The organism is Burkholderia sp. Bp8998, assembly GCF_003854235.1.
In the GTDB taxonomy this organism is placed as follows: Bacteria; Pseudomonadota; Gammaproteobacteria; order Burkholderiales; family Burkholderiaceae; genus Burkholderia.
The window spans coordinates 81,362-95,759 of record NZ_QTQF01000007.1 but is presented as its reverse complement, the minus strand read 5'-3'; the positions used below and the strand labels follow the sequence as shown (position 1 = coordinate 95,759).

At 70.3% G+C, this 14,398-nt stretch carries 12 protein-coding genes; 11 read left to right on the top strand and 1 reads right to left on the bottom strand.

Features of this window, described 5'->3' with window-relative positions; all coding sequences use genetic code 11:
• Positions 1–52 precede the first annotated feature (52 nt).
• The gene (locus tag DIE06_RS10345) at positions 53–2,746 is read right to left on the bottom strand and encodes a LuxR C-terminal-related transcriptional regulator (RefSeq protein ID WP_124661335.1); all 2,694 of its coding nucleotides are present in this window, start codon (positions 2,744–2,746) and stop codon (positions 53–55) included.
• 254 nt (positions 2,747–3,000) lie between these two features.
• On the opposite strand from DIE06_RS10345, the gene DIE06_RS10340 reads away from it, so the two are divergent.
• The 11 genes from DIE06_RS10340 to DIE06_RS10290 all read left to right on the top strand — a co-directional run bounded on the left by DIE06_RS10340 (position 3,001) and on the right by DIE06_RS10290 (position 14,162).
• Positions 3,001–3,978, top strand: coding sequence for a universal stress protein (locus DIE06_RS10340; RefSeq protein ID WP_124661334.1), 978 nt, complete (start codon positions 3,001–3,003; stop codon positions 3,976–3,978).
• 18 nt (positions 3,979–3,996) lie between these two features.
• Positions 3,997–4,977: a quinone oxidoreductase gene (locus DIE06_RS10335; RefSeq protein WP_124661333.1), complete on the top strand. Its 981-nt coding sequence runs from the start codon at positions 3,997–3,999 to the stop codon at positions 4,975–4,977.
• Between the two features lie 10 nt (positions 4,978–4,987).
• Positions 4,988–5,836, top strand: coding sequence for a TauD/TfdA family dioxygenase (locus DIE06_RS10330; protein WP_124661332.1), 849 nt, complete (start codon positions 4,988–4,990; stop codon positions 5,834–5,836).
• A gap of 122 nt (positions 5,837–5,958) precedes the next feature.
• Positions 5,959–7,014, top strand: a complete 1,056-nt coding sequence (locus DIE06_RS10325) for a 3-keto-5-aminohexanoate cleavage protein (protein WP_124661331.1) — start codon at positions 5,959–5,961, stop codon at positions 7,012–7,014.
• Between the two features lie 156 nt (positions 7,015–7,170).
• Positions 7,171–8,499: an MFS transporter gene (locus DIE06_RS10320; RefSeq protein ID WP_124661330.1), complete on the top strand. Its 1,329-nt coding sequence runs from the start codon at positions 7,171–7,173 to the stop codon at positions 8,497–8,499.
• Between the two features lie 22 nt (positions 8,500–8,521).
• Positions 8,522–9,097, top strand: coding sequence for an alpha/beta hydrolase (locus tag DIE06_RS10315; protein WP_124661329.1), 576 nt, complete (start codon positions 8,522–8,524; stop codon positions 9,095–9,097).
• Between the two features lie 281 nt (positions 9,098–9,378).
• Entirely contained in the window at positions 9,379–10,545 is a 1,167-nt protein-coding gene (locus DIE06_RS10310) for an ABC transporter substrate-binding protein (protein ID WP_124661328.1), read from the top strand.
• Positions 10,546–10,594: 49 nt separating this feature from the next.
• Positions 10,595–11,674, top strand: coding sequence for an ABC transporter ATP-binding protein (locus tag DIE06_RS10305; RefSeq protein WP_124661327.1), 1,080 nt, complete (start codon positions 10,595–10,597; stop codon positions 11,672–11,674).
• 46 nt (positions 11,675–11,720) lie between these two features.
• Positions 11,721–12,593: an ABC transporter permease gene (locus tag DIE06_RS10300; RefSeq protein WP_124661326.1), complete on the top strand. Its 873-nt coding sequence runs from the start codon at positions 11,721–11,723 to the stop codon at positions 12,591–12,593.
• On the top strand, positions 12,593–13,516 hold the full coding sequence (locus DIE06_RS10295) for an ABC transporter permease (protein ID WP_124661325.1): 924 nt from the start codon (positions 12,593–12,595) through the stop codon (positions 13,514–13,516). Before DIE06_RS10300 ends, DIE06_RS10295 begins: the two co-directional genes overlap by 1 nt.
• A 208-nt stretch (positions 13,517–13,724) precedes the next feature.
• On the top strand, positions 13,725–14,162 hold the full coding sequence (locus tag DIE06_RS10290; protein ID WP_124661324.1) for a hypothetical protein: 438 nt from the start codon (positions 13,725–13,727) through the stop codon (positions 14,160–14,162).
• The last annotated feature ends 236 nt before the right edge of the window (positions 14,163–14,398 follow it).

The following is a 14,398-nucleotide window of genomic DNA, read 5'->3' as shown; positions in this document are numbered from 1 at the left end:
CGGGGCCAGCGCAAGCCCGTTATTAGCGTGAACATGCCCTAGGGCGCGCTCTTCAAGGCGCGCTTTCGAGCAGCCCGAGCACCAGCGCGCGGCGCACCGCGTGCTTGCGCGAGCTGGCGTCGAGCTTGCCGAACAGGTTCTTCAGGTGCCACTTCACGGTTTCCTCGCCGACGGCGAGCGCCACCGCGATCTCCTTGTTCGACAGGTTGCGCGCGAGCAGCTCGAGGATCGCGCGTTCCTTGGGTGTCAGCACGACGCTCGGCACCGCGCGCGGGCTGGCCGTGCTGCGCGGCGCGGGCGGCACGATGCGCGGCTGCGGCTGCGCGGGCCGCGCGGGACCGTCGCCCGCGGCCGCCTCGTCGCCGGCGCGGCGCGCCCAGTCGGCGACGGCCGGATGCGCGTCGGCGAGCGTGCGCGTGAGGCCGAACATGTCCGCGAGGTTCATCGCCTCGTCGAGCAGCGCGCGGCCGCCGTGCCCCGACTGTTCGAGCGCGAACGCGCTGAGCGCCATGATTTCGATGCGCTCGCGTCCCATGCTCATTTCGCGGGCCAGCACCGCCGCTTCGTCGAGCGCCGCGCTCGCATCGTCCCAGCGGCGCGCGGCAAGCGCCGCGCCCGCGTGCGCCATCGCCTGCAGCAGCACGACCGGGCGCCGCCACAGCGGCCCGTGCGACGGAAATTCGGCCGCGGCGATCGCATCGATCCGCTCGACGAGCGCATGGCAGGTCGCCTCGCGATAGCGCGCCGCGTGAATGCGCACCTGCTCGGCGAGGCTCGCGACTGACAGGCGCGGCAGCCGGCGCGCGACACCCATCGCGTCGAGCGCTTCGAGCAGGTCGATCGCGCGATGCTCGACGCCGCGCAGCAGCGCGATCCGCGCGGCCGTCCGGTAGCCGAGCAGCACGGTGTCGGGCGTGCCCGCGTGCTCGAGCACGTCGAGCCGGTTCGCGAGCAGCGCGGCGGCCTGGTCGACGCGATCGGCCTCGTACGCAATTGCCGCGCACATCGCCGCAAGCATGCAGGTCAGCGGATGGCGGCGCCCGAGATCGGCTTCCGCGCGCGCGAGGGCCGGCGACAACGCGTCGTCCGCGAGCCGGATCTGGCCTTCGCGCAAGTAGCTCAAGCCGGTGATCAGCTCGCCCCAGCGCGCGACGTAGCCGAACCCGGCCGCCGTCTCGCCGCGCGGCGCGGCCTGCTGGAAGCGGCGCGCCTGCGCCGGTTCGCCGACGATGATCGCGCGCGCCGACAGGCGGTTCGCATGCATCTGCGCGAGCCACGTCGCCGCCGGCGGCGTGAACTCGGCCCACGGTTCGAACAGCTCGACGAACTGGTCGATCTCGTCCGCGTAGTAGGCCGCCGCGCTGAGGATCAGCGCGCATTCGTAGCGCATCGCGGCCGGCGTGCCGGCGTCGGCCAGGATGCCGGCGATCTGGCGCCGCGCCTCGACATGGCGCTCGCCGAGTGCCAGCGCCCAGGCGACCGCGATCCGCAGCGTCGGACGCTTGTCGAGTTCCGCATCGGGCAGCAGCGCGAGCCAGTCGAGCACGTCGTTGATGCGGCCCTGCTTGATCGCGTCCTCGAGACAGCGCTGCGCGAGCGCGTATGCCGTCTCGAACTGGCCGGCCGCATACGCGTGGCGCGCGGCTTCCTCGGTCATCCCGTGTGCGTCGAGCCACGCGGCCGCGCGTGCGTGCAGCGCGTTGCGGTCTGCATCGGGGCCCGCCGCCAGGCGGTCGCGCAGCGTATCGCGCACGAGCGGATGCAGCCGGCACCAGTCGGAATCGTCGGACGCGATGAACAGCGGCGTGTCGCGCGCGAGCCGCGCGAGCCGGTCGGGGGCGTCCGCGTCGTCGAGCAGCGCGGCGCACAGCGACGGATGCAGGCGGTCGGCGACGCTCGTGCGCGTCAGGAACGCGGTGTCGTCGGCCGACAAATTCGCGAGCAGCAGCTCGACGAGCCGGTCGCGGGTGCCGTCCATCCGCGCGGCGAGCGCGTCGACGGCCTGGCGCGGATCGGCCGAACGCGCCATCGCGGCCATCGCGAGCTGCAGCCCGAGCGGCCAGCCGTCGACACGCTCGAACAGCCGCGCGCACGCGTCCGCATCGACCCGCTGCGCAAAGCGCGCGCCGACCAGCGCGATCGTCTCGTCGAGCGTGAAGCGCAGCCAGTCGGGGCCCGCGAGCGTGCATTGCCCGCCGGCGAGCAGGTCGCCGGCCGCGTGATCGAGCCCGCGCCGGGCCGCGACGACGACACGCAGGTTCTGCGGCGCGTTGTGCAGCACGTAGGTCAGCGCGTCGAGGCCGGCGGGCGGCAGCCGCTCCGCGTCGTCGACGATCAACAGCGCGTCGATCGACAGTTGCGCGACTTCGGCCAGCCACGCGGTCAGCCCCTCCAGCGCGCGGGCCGCGCCGTCCGGCACCAGGCGCCCGAAGCCCGGCCGCGCGCAACCGGTGCGCACCGCCTGCACGAGCCCCTGCAGCAGGCGCGGCGCGTCGTCGCGCTCGTCGGCGGACAGCCACACGACCGCACGGCCGAGCGCGAGGGATTCGCGCCGCCATTGCGCGAGCAGAGAGGTCTTGCCGTAGCCGGCCGGCGCCTGCACGAGCGTGACGGCCCGGGCGTCGAACGCCGGCGCGGCGAGGCTCAGCCGCGCACGCGCGAGCAACTGCGCCGGCACGCGTGGCGCGGTCGTCTTCAGCACGAGTTCGGTGGGAGGCGCGTCGGCGCGATCGGGTGGGTGGGCCATCGGGGCAGCAGTCGGAATCCGGCGATGCCGTGCGGGCCAGCGTCCGGGGTGGGTGTGGGGGGAAGGATCGACCGAACCGCGTTCGCGCGTCAATCCCCCCCGCGACGAGTGGGGCCGCACCGCCGTCCGGTCGATAGCATGGGTTCCGATGCGTGACGAACGCGATTGACGAATGCAACGAGGAGGGGCCATGAACATCGTATCGACCGGCGCGCGACGCAGCGCGCCGAACGCCGGATAAGCGGAGCGGCACGATGTATCGCCATCTGCTCGTGACGGTCGACGGCATGCCCGGCGGCATCGACGCGATCGGCCCTGCGCTCGAACTGGCGCGTGCGGTCGGCGCGCGGGTCACGTTCGTGCTGACCGGCGCCACGCCCGACTCGCGTTTATCCGGAGCGCGGATGCCGGAACACGGTGCGAAAGTGGAAGCCGCCGCGCGGGCGCAGGGCCTGTCCCATGCGATCGCGGGGGCCGGCCATCCGGGGGCCGGCCATCCGGGGGCCGGCCATCCGGGGGCCGGCTACCCGGCGGCCGCCGACACGTCGCCCGGCGCGCTCGCCGGCGCGCTTGACTGCGACCTGATCGGCGTCGCGGCGCTGCCGCACGATGCCGATGCCGGCGCAGCCGCGCAACGGCGGTTGCTGCTCGAGACGAGCAGCGTGCCGGTGCTCGTATGCCCGGCGCGGCATGCACCGGCCGAGACACGCGTGATGGCCCGTTGCCTCGCCGCGCATCGCGCGCTCGGCGAGCGGCTGACGGCGCTGATGATGGCGAGTGAAGGCTCGACCGCGGCAACGCGGCCGACGGCCGACGCGGACGCGGACGCCGCGCGGGCGGCACTGGCATCGCTCGCGGCGCTGCAGAACGCGCGTTTCGGCACGTCCGCCGAAGCACGCCTCTGCGCGGCATTGCGCAGGCGTGCGGAGAGCACCGCGGCCGAACTCGACGAGCTCGACCGCCAGCGGCGCCGCGATGCGCACGCGCTCGACGCGCTGGCGCGGCTCGCCGCCGACGGGTTGCCGTCGGCCGCGTTCGATGCCGCGCTCGCCGTCTATGCGCGCGGCGCGTTCGAACAGATGGGGCGCATGGAAGGCGTGATTTTCCCGGCCGCGCGGCGCTACCTGGGCGACGCCGACTGGAACGAACTGGACACGCCCCCGGCGAGCGGCCCGGCCGCGACGACGCCGGGCGCGGACGAACCCGACGATGCGGAACACGCATCCGACTGAATACCTACGGAGAACAAGATGGCACATGCAGTGCGATTCCACGAAACCGGCGGCCCCGACGTGCTGCGCTGGGAAGAAGTCGACGTCGGCGATCCGGGCGCGGGCCAGGTCCGCCTGCGGCACGAGGCGGTCGGCCTGAACTTCGCCGACACGTATTTCCGCAGCGGCCTGTATCCGGTGCCGCTGCCTGCGGGCATCGGCGTCGAGGCCGCCGGCGTGGTCGAGGCGGTCGGCCCCGGCGTGACGAACGTCGCGGTCGGCGACCGCGTGACCTACACCGGTTTCCTGAACACGCTCGGCGCATACAGCACCGAACGGCTGATCCCGGCCGCGCCGCTCGTGAAGCTGCCGGCCGGCATCGCATGCGACACGGCCGCGGCGATGACGATGCGCGGGCTGACGTCGGCGTACCTGCTGCGCCGCATCCACGCGTTCGCGCCGGGCGACACGATCCTGCTGCATGCGGCCGCGGGCGGCGTCGGGCTGATCGTGTCGCAATGGGCGAAGCTGCTCGGGCTCACGGTGATCGGCACCGTGTCGAGCGAACCCAAGGCCGCGATCGCCCGCGCGCACGGCTGCGACCATACGATCGACTACAGCCGCGAGGACGTCGCGAAGCGCGTGCGCGAACTGACGGACGGCGCCGGCGTCGACGTCGTGTTCGACAGCGTCGGCAAGGACACCTTCGAAGGCTCGCTCGATTCGCTGAAGCGGCGCGGGCTGATGGTCTGCGTCGGCACCGCGTCGGGCCCGATCCCGCCGTTCGATCCGCAGCGCCTCGCGATGAAGGGCTCGCTGTACCTGACGCGCCCGGCGCTGGCCGACTACATCGCCGATCCCGCCGAGAAGAACGACCTGGCCGGCGAGCTGTTCGCGCACGTCGCGGCCGGCCGCATCCGGATCGAAATCAACCAGCGTTATGCGCTGCAGGACGCGGCGCAGGCGCATCGAGACCTCGAGTCGCGCAAGACGACCGGCTCGTCGGTGTTCATCGTCTGAGGAGACGCGCATGCGAGTCGAACCCCTGACCTGTGCGATCGGCGCGGAGCTGCTGGACGTGAGCCTCGCCGACGCCGTGCACGACGACGGCCTGTTCGCCGAGATCCGCACGCAGCTGCTGCGCCATCGCGTGCTGTTCCTGCGCGACCAGGACATCACGCGTGCCGAGCACGTCGCATTCGCGCGCCGCTTCGGCGAGCTCGAGGATCATCCGGTCGCCGGCAGCGACCCCGAACACCCGGGGCTCGTGCGGATCTACAAGTCGCCCGACCAGCCGAACGACCGCTACGAGAATGCGTGGCACAGCGATGCGAGCTGGCGCGTGGCGCCGCCGTTCGGCTGTGTGCTGCGCTGCATCGAGGGTCCGCCGGTTGGCGGCGACACGATGTGGGCGAACATGGTGCTTGCATACGAGCATTTGCCGGAAGACGTGAAGCAGCAGATCGGGGACTTGCGCGCGCGCCACAGCATCGAGGCGAGCTTCGGCGCGGCGATGCCGATCGACAAGCGTCTCGCGTTGAAGGCGCAATACCCGGACGCCGAGCATCCGGTCGTGCGCACGCATCCCGAAACGGGCGAGAAGGTGTTGTACGTGAATGCGTTCACGACGCACTTCACGAATTTCCATACGCCCGCACGCGTGCGATTCGGGCAGGACGCGAACCCCGGCGCCGGCCAGTTGCTGCAGTACCTGGTCAGCCAGGCGCATATCCCCGAATACCAGGTGCGCTGGCGCTGGAAGAAGAACAGCGTCGCGATCTGGGACAACCGCAGCACGCAGCATTACGCGGTGATGGACTACCCGCCGTGCGTGCGCAAGATGGAGCGCGCGGGCATCGTCGGCGACGTGCCGTACTGATCCGAACGCACCCGCACCGTAACCGATCCGCACCCTCGCACCACGCGCCTGGCCCGCCGCCCGGCGCGACGGGATACGCACGCCCGTACACCCCGAACACAACGATTCCATTGGAGGACGACATGCAATTTCTCGACGATTCGCTGCACCCGGAAAACCAGGACAAGGTGGTCATCACGGTCGCGCCGTACGGACCCGAATGGATGCCCGCCGATTTTCCGGAAGACATTCCGGTGACGATGGACGAGCACGTGCAGAAGGCCGTCGACTGCTACAACGCGGGCGCGACGGTGCTGCACCTGCACGTGCGCGAACTCGACGGCAAGGGCAGCAAGCGGCTGTCGAAATTCAACGAGCTGCTCGGCCGGCTGCGCGAGGCGGTGCCCGACATGATCCTGCAGGTCGGCGGCTCGATCTCGTTCGCGCCGGAAGGCGACGGCGCGGAAGCGAAATGGCTGTCCGACGACACGCGCCACATGCTCGCCGAGCTGACGCCGAAGCCCGACCAGGTGACGGTCGCGATCAACACCGTGCAGATGAACATCACCGAGCTGATGAACCGCAAGGACATCGCCGGCACGTCGCTGAACGAAGCCGCGCTGTGGGACGCGTACCGCGAGATGACCGTGCCGGCCGGCCCCGGCTGGGTCGACGAGCACCTGCGCCGGCTGCAGGCGGCCGGCATCCAGCCGCATTTCCAGCTCACCGGCATGCATGCGCTGGAGACGCTCGAGCGGATCATCCGCCGCGGCGTCTATCGCGGTCCGCTGAACGTCACGTGGGTCGGCATCGGCGGCGGCTTCGACGGCCCGAATCCGTACAACTTCATGGAATTCGTGCGGCGCTGCCCGGACGGCGCGTGCATCACGCTCGAATCGCTGATGAAGAACGTGCTGCCGATCAACACGGTCGCGATGGCGCTGGGCCTGCATCCGCGCTGCGGGATCGAGGATACGATCATCGATCAGCAGGGCAACCGGATGACGTCGGTGCAGCAGGTCGAGCAGTGCGTGCGGATCGCGCGCGAACTCGGCCGCGACATCGCGACGGGCAAGGAGGCGAAGGCGATCTACCGGATCGGCGTGCAGTACGACGGCGTCGACGAGACGCTCGCGCAGCTCGGGATGGCGCCGAACCGCCGGCCGGGCCAGGTCAACGTGCCGCTGCGCGCGGCCTGACGCACCGCGCATCCGGGCGGCCCGCGAGCGCCGCCCGCCGATCGATGTGGCGCGGCACCCACCCTCGCGCGGTGCGCGAGGCAAGCTCCGACGAACGGAGCGGGGCCGCGCAAGCCGCGCCGGCGCGTTGCCGCACCGGTGCCGGAGGAGACACGCATGCTGATTCATCACGTCGAGCCGTCGCTGCAGGGCGTCGCGGCCACCGGGCGGCGCGCGCCGGCCTATGCCTGGCTCGTGTTCGGGCTGACCGTCGGCCTGCTGCTGTCGGACTACATGTCGCGGCAGGTGCTCAATGCCGTGTTTCCGCTGCTCAAGCACGCGTGGGGGCTGTCGGACACGCAGCTCGGTTCGCTGTCCGGCGTCGTCGCGCTGCTGGTCGGGCTGCTGACGTTTCCGCTGTCGGTGCTCGCCGACCGCTTCGGCCGCGTGCGCAGCATCGTGCTGATGGCCGCGTTGTGGAGCGTCGCGACGCTCGGCTGCGCGCTGTCGACCAATTACACCGAAATGCTCGTGTCGCGCGGCCTCGTCGGCCTCGGCGAAGCCGCATACGGCAGCGTCGGCGTCGCCCTGATCCTCAGCATCTTTCCGGCACGCCTGCGCGCGACGCTGACCGGCGCGTTCATGGCCGGCGGCGCGTTCGGCTCCGTGTTCGGAATGGCGCTCGGCGGCCTCGTCGGCGCGCATCTCGGCTGGCGCTGGTCGTTCGGCGTGATGGCCGCGCTCGGCATCGTGCTGCTCGTCGCGTACCGCGGCGTGGTCACCGAACGGCGGCTCACGGCATGCCGCGTCGAACCGTGTCGGCCCCATGCCGATGCGCCGCGCGACCTGCGCGGCAGCGTGCGTGTGCTGATGTCGGGGCTGTTCGCGTCGCGTTCGGTGATCTGCGCGTATGTCGGCAGCGGGCTGCACCTGTTCGTGCCCGGCGCGCTGTTCGCGTGGCTGCCGAGCTATCTGAACCGCTATTACGCGATGGCGCCCGACCGCGCCGCCGTGCTCGCGGCCGGCTTCGTGCTGCTGTCGGGCGTCGGGATGGTCGGCTGCGGGATCGTCACCGACCGCGTCGGGCGCGCCGACGGCTCGCGCAAATGGCTGACCGCGATCGCGTATTGCGTGCTGACCGGCGTGTGCCTCGCAGTCGCGTTCCGGCTGCCGCCCGGGCCGCTGCAGCTCGCGCTGATCTGCGCGGGCATGCTGGTCGGCGCCGGCGCATCGGGCGCGTCGGGCGCGATGGTCGCGAACCTGACGCCGGCCGCGATCCACGCATCGGCATTCGCGACGCTCACGCTCGCCAACAACCTGCTCGGCATGGCGCCGGGCCCGCTGCTGACGGGGTGGGTCGCCGATCGCGCCGGGCTCGTCGGCGCACTGCAATGGATTCCCGCCGTGCCGCTCGCGGCCGCGGTGCTGTTCGCGATCGGACGCGCGAGCTACGCGGCCGATCTCGCGCGCGTCGAGCGTGAACGGCGCGCGTCACCCCTTTCCTGAACCGAACCCTCCCGGAGGCTGCATGACCCTGGCGACCGCGCCCACCATCCTGATCGTGCCCGGCTTGCGCGATCACGTCGAAGATCACTGGCAGACGCATCTGCAACGACGTCTGCCGAACGCGCGCGCCGTCGCGCCGCTCGACGCCGACAGGCTGAGCCGTACCGCGCGCGTCGCGGCGCTCGATGCGGCACTGGCCGCGATCGACGGCGCCGTGATCCTCGTCGCGCACAGCGCCGGCGTGATGATCGCCGTGCATTGGGCGCAGCAGGCCAAGCGTCCCATCGATGGCGCGTTGCTCGCCACACCGGCCGATCTCGACACGCCGATGCCCGCGGGCTATCCGGCACCGGATGCGCTCGACGCGCACGGCTGGACGCCGGTGCCGATCCGGCCGCTGCCGTTTCCGAGCATCGTGGCCGCGAGCCGCAACGATCCGCTTGCGCGCTTCGAGCGCGTCGAGGCGATGGCGGCGGGGTGGGGTAGCCGGCTCGTCGATCTGGGGGAGGTCGGACACCTGAACCCGGCGTCCGGGTATGGCGAGTGGCATGACGCGGAACGGCTGATCGGGGAGGTGATCGCGCTCCGTTCGGACTGAGCGCCGTCTCTGCAACGCGCCGCGCCGGATTTCATGCCGACGCGGCCGCGTGAACCGATTCCATTTTCAGCGCCTGATGATATACGACGTCCTAACACGACATCCGTCCATTGCCGCGGCACGCCGTGAGATCGGTCAATCAGCAAATCCTCGACAAACGGAAGGCGTTTGTCAGGGAAAATCCCGCCCCGCCCCGGTCGGTTTTTTGTTGACCGACATCGTATAACGCCGTCATGATTTCCTGAAAGAAAGGTCCCATCCACCGACCGAAGCGAGGAGACATGAACCCCACCACGATCGCGCGCCGTGTCCGCCGGATCGCCCTGGCGCTGGGCCTGACGCTGTCGGCCGCGGCCGCCGTCGCGGCCCCGGTGTCGCTGAATGTCGTCGACGTCGCGGGCAACCTGCAGCTCACGCAGAAGGCCATCGAAGCGTTCAAGGAAAAGAACCCGAATCTCGTCGTGAACGTCACGTTCACGAACGCGCCCGCGCCGCAGCTGCCGGGCAAGATCAAGGCGATGCAGGCGGCAGGGCGCGCCGACATCGACCTCGTGCTGACCGGCACCGACGCGCTGGCCGCCGGCATCGAGCAGAACCTGTGGCTGAAGCTGCTGCCCGACAACGCCGGCGCGTTCCCCGGCGTGCTCGACAGGTACGCACCCGGCCCGCGCAAGATGCAGGATGTCGCACAGGGCTTCGGTCTCGAAGTGACCTACATGCCGGCCGGCCCGCTGCTCGAATACAACCCGGCCAAGGTCAGCGACCCGCCGAAGACGCCCGAACAGCTGCTCGCGTGGTGCAAGGCGCATCCGAACAAGCTGATCTACGCGCGCCCGGCCAACTCGGGCCCCGGCCGCACGTTCCTGATGGGGCTGCCGTACGTGCTCGGCGACAAGAACCCGCAGGATCCGATCAACGGCTGGGACAAGACCTGGGCGTTCCTGAAGCAGCTCAACGACTGCGTGCCGTACTACCCGGGCGGCACGTCGGCGGTGATGAAGGAGCTCGGCGAAGGCACGCGCGACATGACCGTGACCGTCACCGGCTGGGACCTCAACCCGCGCGCGCTCGGCATCGTGCCGGCCGATTTCCGGATTCAGGCGTTCGACAACATGACGTGGGTCAACGACGCGCATTACATGGTGATCCCGAAGGGCGTGCCGAAGGACAAGCTCGACGTGCTGTTCAAGCTGATGAACTTCCTGCTCGAACCGGCGCAGCAGGCGATGACCTACGACGACGGCTACTTCTATCCGGGCCCGGCGGTGAAGGGCGTGACGCTCGAGATGGCGCCCGCGCACAGCCAGGAAGTGATCCGGAAATTCGGCCGCCCCGAGTACGCGAAGCTGCTCGCGGATCGTCCGCACGTGCAGCCCCTCAACGCGCAGGCGATGGTCGCCGCGTTCCAGAAGTGGGACCGCGAGATCGGGTCGCAGAAGTCGAAATGACGCATGAACCCGCGGGTGCCGCGGCGCCCGCGCCGATGGAGTTCGCGTGATGAAGCACAGTTTCGAACGGTTGCGGCTCGACGGCGTGTGCCGCAGCTTCACCAATGCGGAGGGCGCGCAGGTCGCCGCACTGGACGGTCTCGATCTCGACATCAGGCGCGGCGAGTTCATCGCGCTGCTCGGCCCGTCGGGTTGCGGCAAGTCGACCGCGCTGAACTGCATCGCCGGGCTGCAGCCGCTCACGAGCGGCGGCATCTGGCTCGACGACACGCGCATCGACGTGCTGCCGCCCGAGCGCCGCGGCTTCGGCATGGTGTTCCAGAACTACGCGCTGTTCCCGCACATGTCGGTGCTCGACAACGTCGGCTTCGGGCTCAAGATGCGCGGCGTGCCGAAGCAGGAAACGCGGCGGCGCGCGCAGCAGGCGCTCCAACTCGTGCAACTCGTCGGCCACGAGGGCAAGCTGCCCGGGCAGCTGTCGGGCGGGCAGCAGCAGCGCGTGGCGATCGCGCGCGCGATCGTCATCGAGCCGCCGCTGGTGCTGATGGACGAGCCGCTGTCGAACCTCGACACGAAGCTGCGCATCGAGATGCGCGCCGAGATCCGCCGCATCCACACGCAGCTCGAACGCGCGACGATCTACGTGACGCACGACCAGGACGAGGCGCTGTCGATGGCCGACCGGATCGTCGTGATGAAGGAGGGCGTCGTGCAGCAGGTCGCGTCGCCGAAGGACGTGTACACGCGCCCGCACAACCTGCACGTCGCACGCTTCATGGGCTATCGCAACGTGCTGCCGTTCACGCTCGAAGGGATGGCCGGCGACTACGTGAACGTCGCGGCCGCCGGCGTGCGCGTCACCGGCGTGCCGATGGCCGGCTTCGACGGCCGGGACGTCGTGGTCGCGCTGCGCCCCGACGACATCGAGCGCGCGGAAGACGGCGCCGACAACGCATTCGACGCGACCGTCGAGACGGTCGAATACGGCGGCCGCGACTCACTCATTCGCGCGATCGCGCCGTTCGGCCCGATCTGGGCGCGGGTCGCCGGCGAATTCGCGGAGGGCGAGCGGCTGCGGCTGCGCGTGGCGCCGGCACGCACGCTCGTGTATGCGGGAGACGCGCCATGAACGGCCGAGGCACCGCGTGCGCGGCAGCGCGCCCCCGGGAGGCCTCATGAGCACGCTCGCGACTGGCGGCACGCCGCGCGACGCGAAGGCGTGGCTCGTGACGCCGGCGCTCGCGTTCATCGTCGCGCTGTTCATCTATCCGTTCGCGTACGGGCTCGTGCTGTCGTTCCAGCCGATGAACGGCGGCAGCGCGCTCGCGAACTACGTGCAGTTCTTCTCCGATACCGCGATGTGGCCGACCGTGCTCGTCACGCTGAAGCTCGCGGTGCCGGCGACGCTGATCAACGTCGGCATCTCGGTGCCCGTCGCGTTCGCGCTGCGCCGCAACTCGCCGTACCAGAAGTTCGTCACGACGCTGCTCGTGATTCCCGTCACGCTCGGCACGGTGCTCGTCGCCGACGGAATGCTTACGTACTTCGGCCCGAACGGCTGGTTCCCGCAAGCGCTGCAGGGGCTGCACCTGTACACCGACGAAGTGCGCCTCACGCACAACTACTGGGGCGTGCTGCTGTCGCTGATCGTGTCGGGCTTTCCGTTCGCGTTCCTGCTGATGCTGTCGTACATCAGCGGCATCGACCCGACGCTCGCGCGCGCCGCGGCCACGCTCGGCGCGAACCCGTGGCAGCAGTTCCGGCAGATCTACCTGCCGCTGCTCGTGCCGGGGCTCGCGATGGCCGCGTGCCTGTCGTTCGTGCAGGCGTTCTCGGTGTTCCCGTCGGCCGTGCTGCTCGGCGCGCCGGCCGGGCCGACGCGCGTGATCTCGATCGCGGCCGCCGAAGCCGCGTTCGAGAGCTACGACTATTCGCTCGCGTCGGCGATCGCGATCGTGATGGGCTTCGTGCAGCTGCTGGTGGTCGCGTCGATGCTCGGTGCTCGCCGCTTCTTCTATACCGGTCCGGTCACGGGAGGCAAGGGCTGATGGCGACCGACAATCATGCCGCGCCGGCGTGGCCGCCGAAGCAGCGCCCGCCCGGCGCGCAGCCCGTCAACGCGATGAAGCCCCGGAAGATGCGCGGCAGCCTCGCCGGCCGTGCATGGAAGGCGCTCGTGTGGGGGCTGATGGCGTTCTTCCTGCTGAACGTGATGCTGCTGATCGCGACCGTCGCGGTGAACTCGGTCGCGACGCGCTGGTTCGGCACGCCGCTGCCGCAGGGCTTCACGCTGCACTGGTATGCGAAGGCGTGGGAAGACTTCCAGCTCGCGAGCGTGCTGTGGGTGACGGTCGAAGTGGTCGGCGCGGTCGTGCTGCTGTCGGTCGCGCTCGGCGTGCCGGCCGCCTATGCGCTCGCGCGCGTGCGGTTCCGCGGCAAGCGCTTCGCGCTGCTGGTGTTCCTGCTGCCGCTGATGGTGCCGCCCGTCACGTACGGGATCCCGATGGCGACCGTGATGTACAAGGTCGGGCTTGCCGGCACGCTGCCGGGCGTGATCCTCGCGAACCTCGTGCCGGCGCTGCCGTTCGTGATCCTCGTGATGACGCCGTTCATCGAGCAGATCGATCCGAACCTCGAAGCCGCCGCGCGCATCTTCGGCGCGAACACGTGGCGCTATTTCCGCTACGTGCTGCTGCCGCTGCTGGTGCCCGGCATGCTCGCGGCAGGGCTGCTCGTGCTGGTGCGCACGATCGGGATGTTCGAGCTGACCTTCTTCACCGCGGGCCCGAGCACGCAGACGCTCGTCGTCGCGCTGTATTACGCGGTGTTCTCGACCGGCGTGCGCGCGCCGCAGTCGATCGACGCGATGGCGATGATCTACATGGCCATCACGCTCGTGTGGGTCGTGATCGCGCTGCAGTTCGTGAGCCCGACGCAGCTCGTGAGTCGCGTGAAGCAGGAGCGGCAGTAGGCGGTCGCGCGAACGACAGCGGCGGGGCGGACCGGCGCGCGTCGGCGTCGTGCGGGCCGTCCGTTGGGCCGCCGCTCGCCGTGCAATTGGTTACAAATGGATACCGCGAACGACGCGCGGACGTTGCAGACTACGCGGCGTACGGCTCGGCGATGCGTTCGCATGCATCGCCGTCGCCATCCGACGTTCACCCGATTCACGGAGTTCCATGAAGCTTCAAACGCTCCTGACGCTCGGCGCTGCCGCCACGCTGCTTGCCGCCTGCAACCTGCTCCACGACGGTCCCGGATCGAGCGACGTCGATGCCGCGGTGCGCCGCGCGCTCGAAGCGGAAAACCACGGCGGCCTGAACGCGCTGTTCGGCCAGCCGCTGCCCGTGTCGGCCGACGTGATCTCCGCGAAACCCGACGGCGACTGCAAGAAGGTCGGCGAACGGACCTACACGTGCGACGTCGTGGTCACGTGGCGCAATGGCGATTACGCGCCGTCGCGCGCGAACCTGACCTTCGTCCAGGCCGCCGACGGTTCGTGGCAGACCTCGGGCGTCGACGCCGCCATCGCGACCGGCGCCGCCAAGTCGCTGATCGACAGGATCGGCAAGGCCTGGCCCGGCAATGCGGCCAGCGGCGCATCGGCGCCGCAGTGACGCGCCCTTGAAGGGTTTCGTCGTGCGTCCTTCCGGGTACGGTCCCGGCGATCGGGACCGCACCGTTCCTTCATTCCGACGCTGGCCACCGGGCGACCCGCCGGCGACGACGCCGACGGCAACAGGGAAAAAGGGCGCAAACGCGGCCCGGTATCGGTCGAAGCCATCCTCGGTATGCGGGCCGGAATATAGGGAAAACCCTTAATTCGAGATATAATGACGGGCTAGAAGAAAGG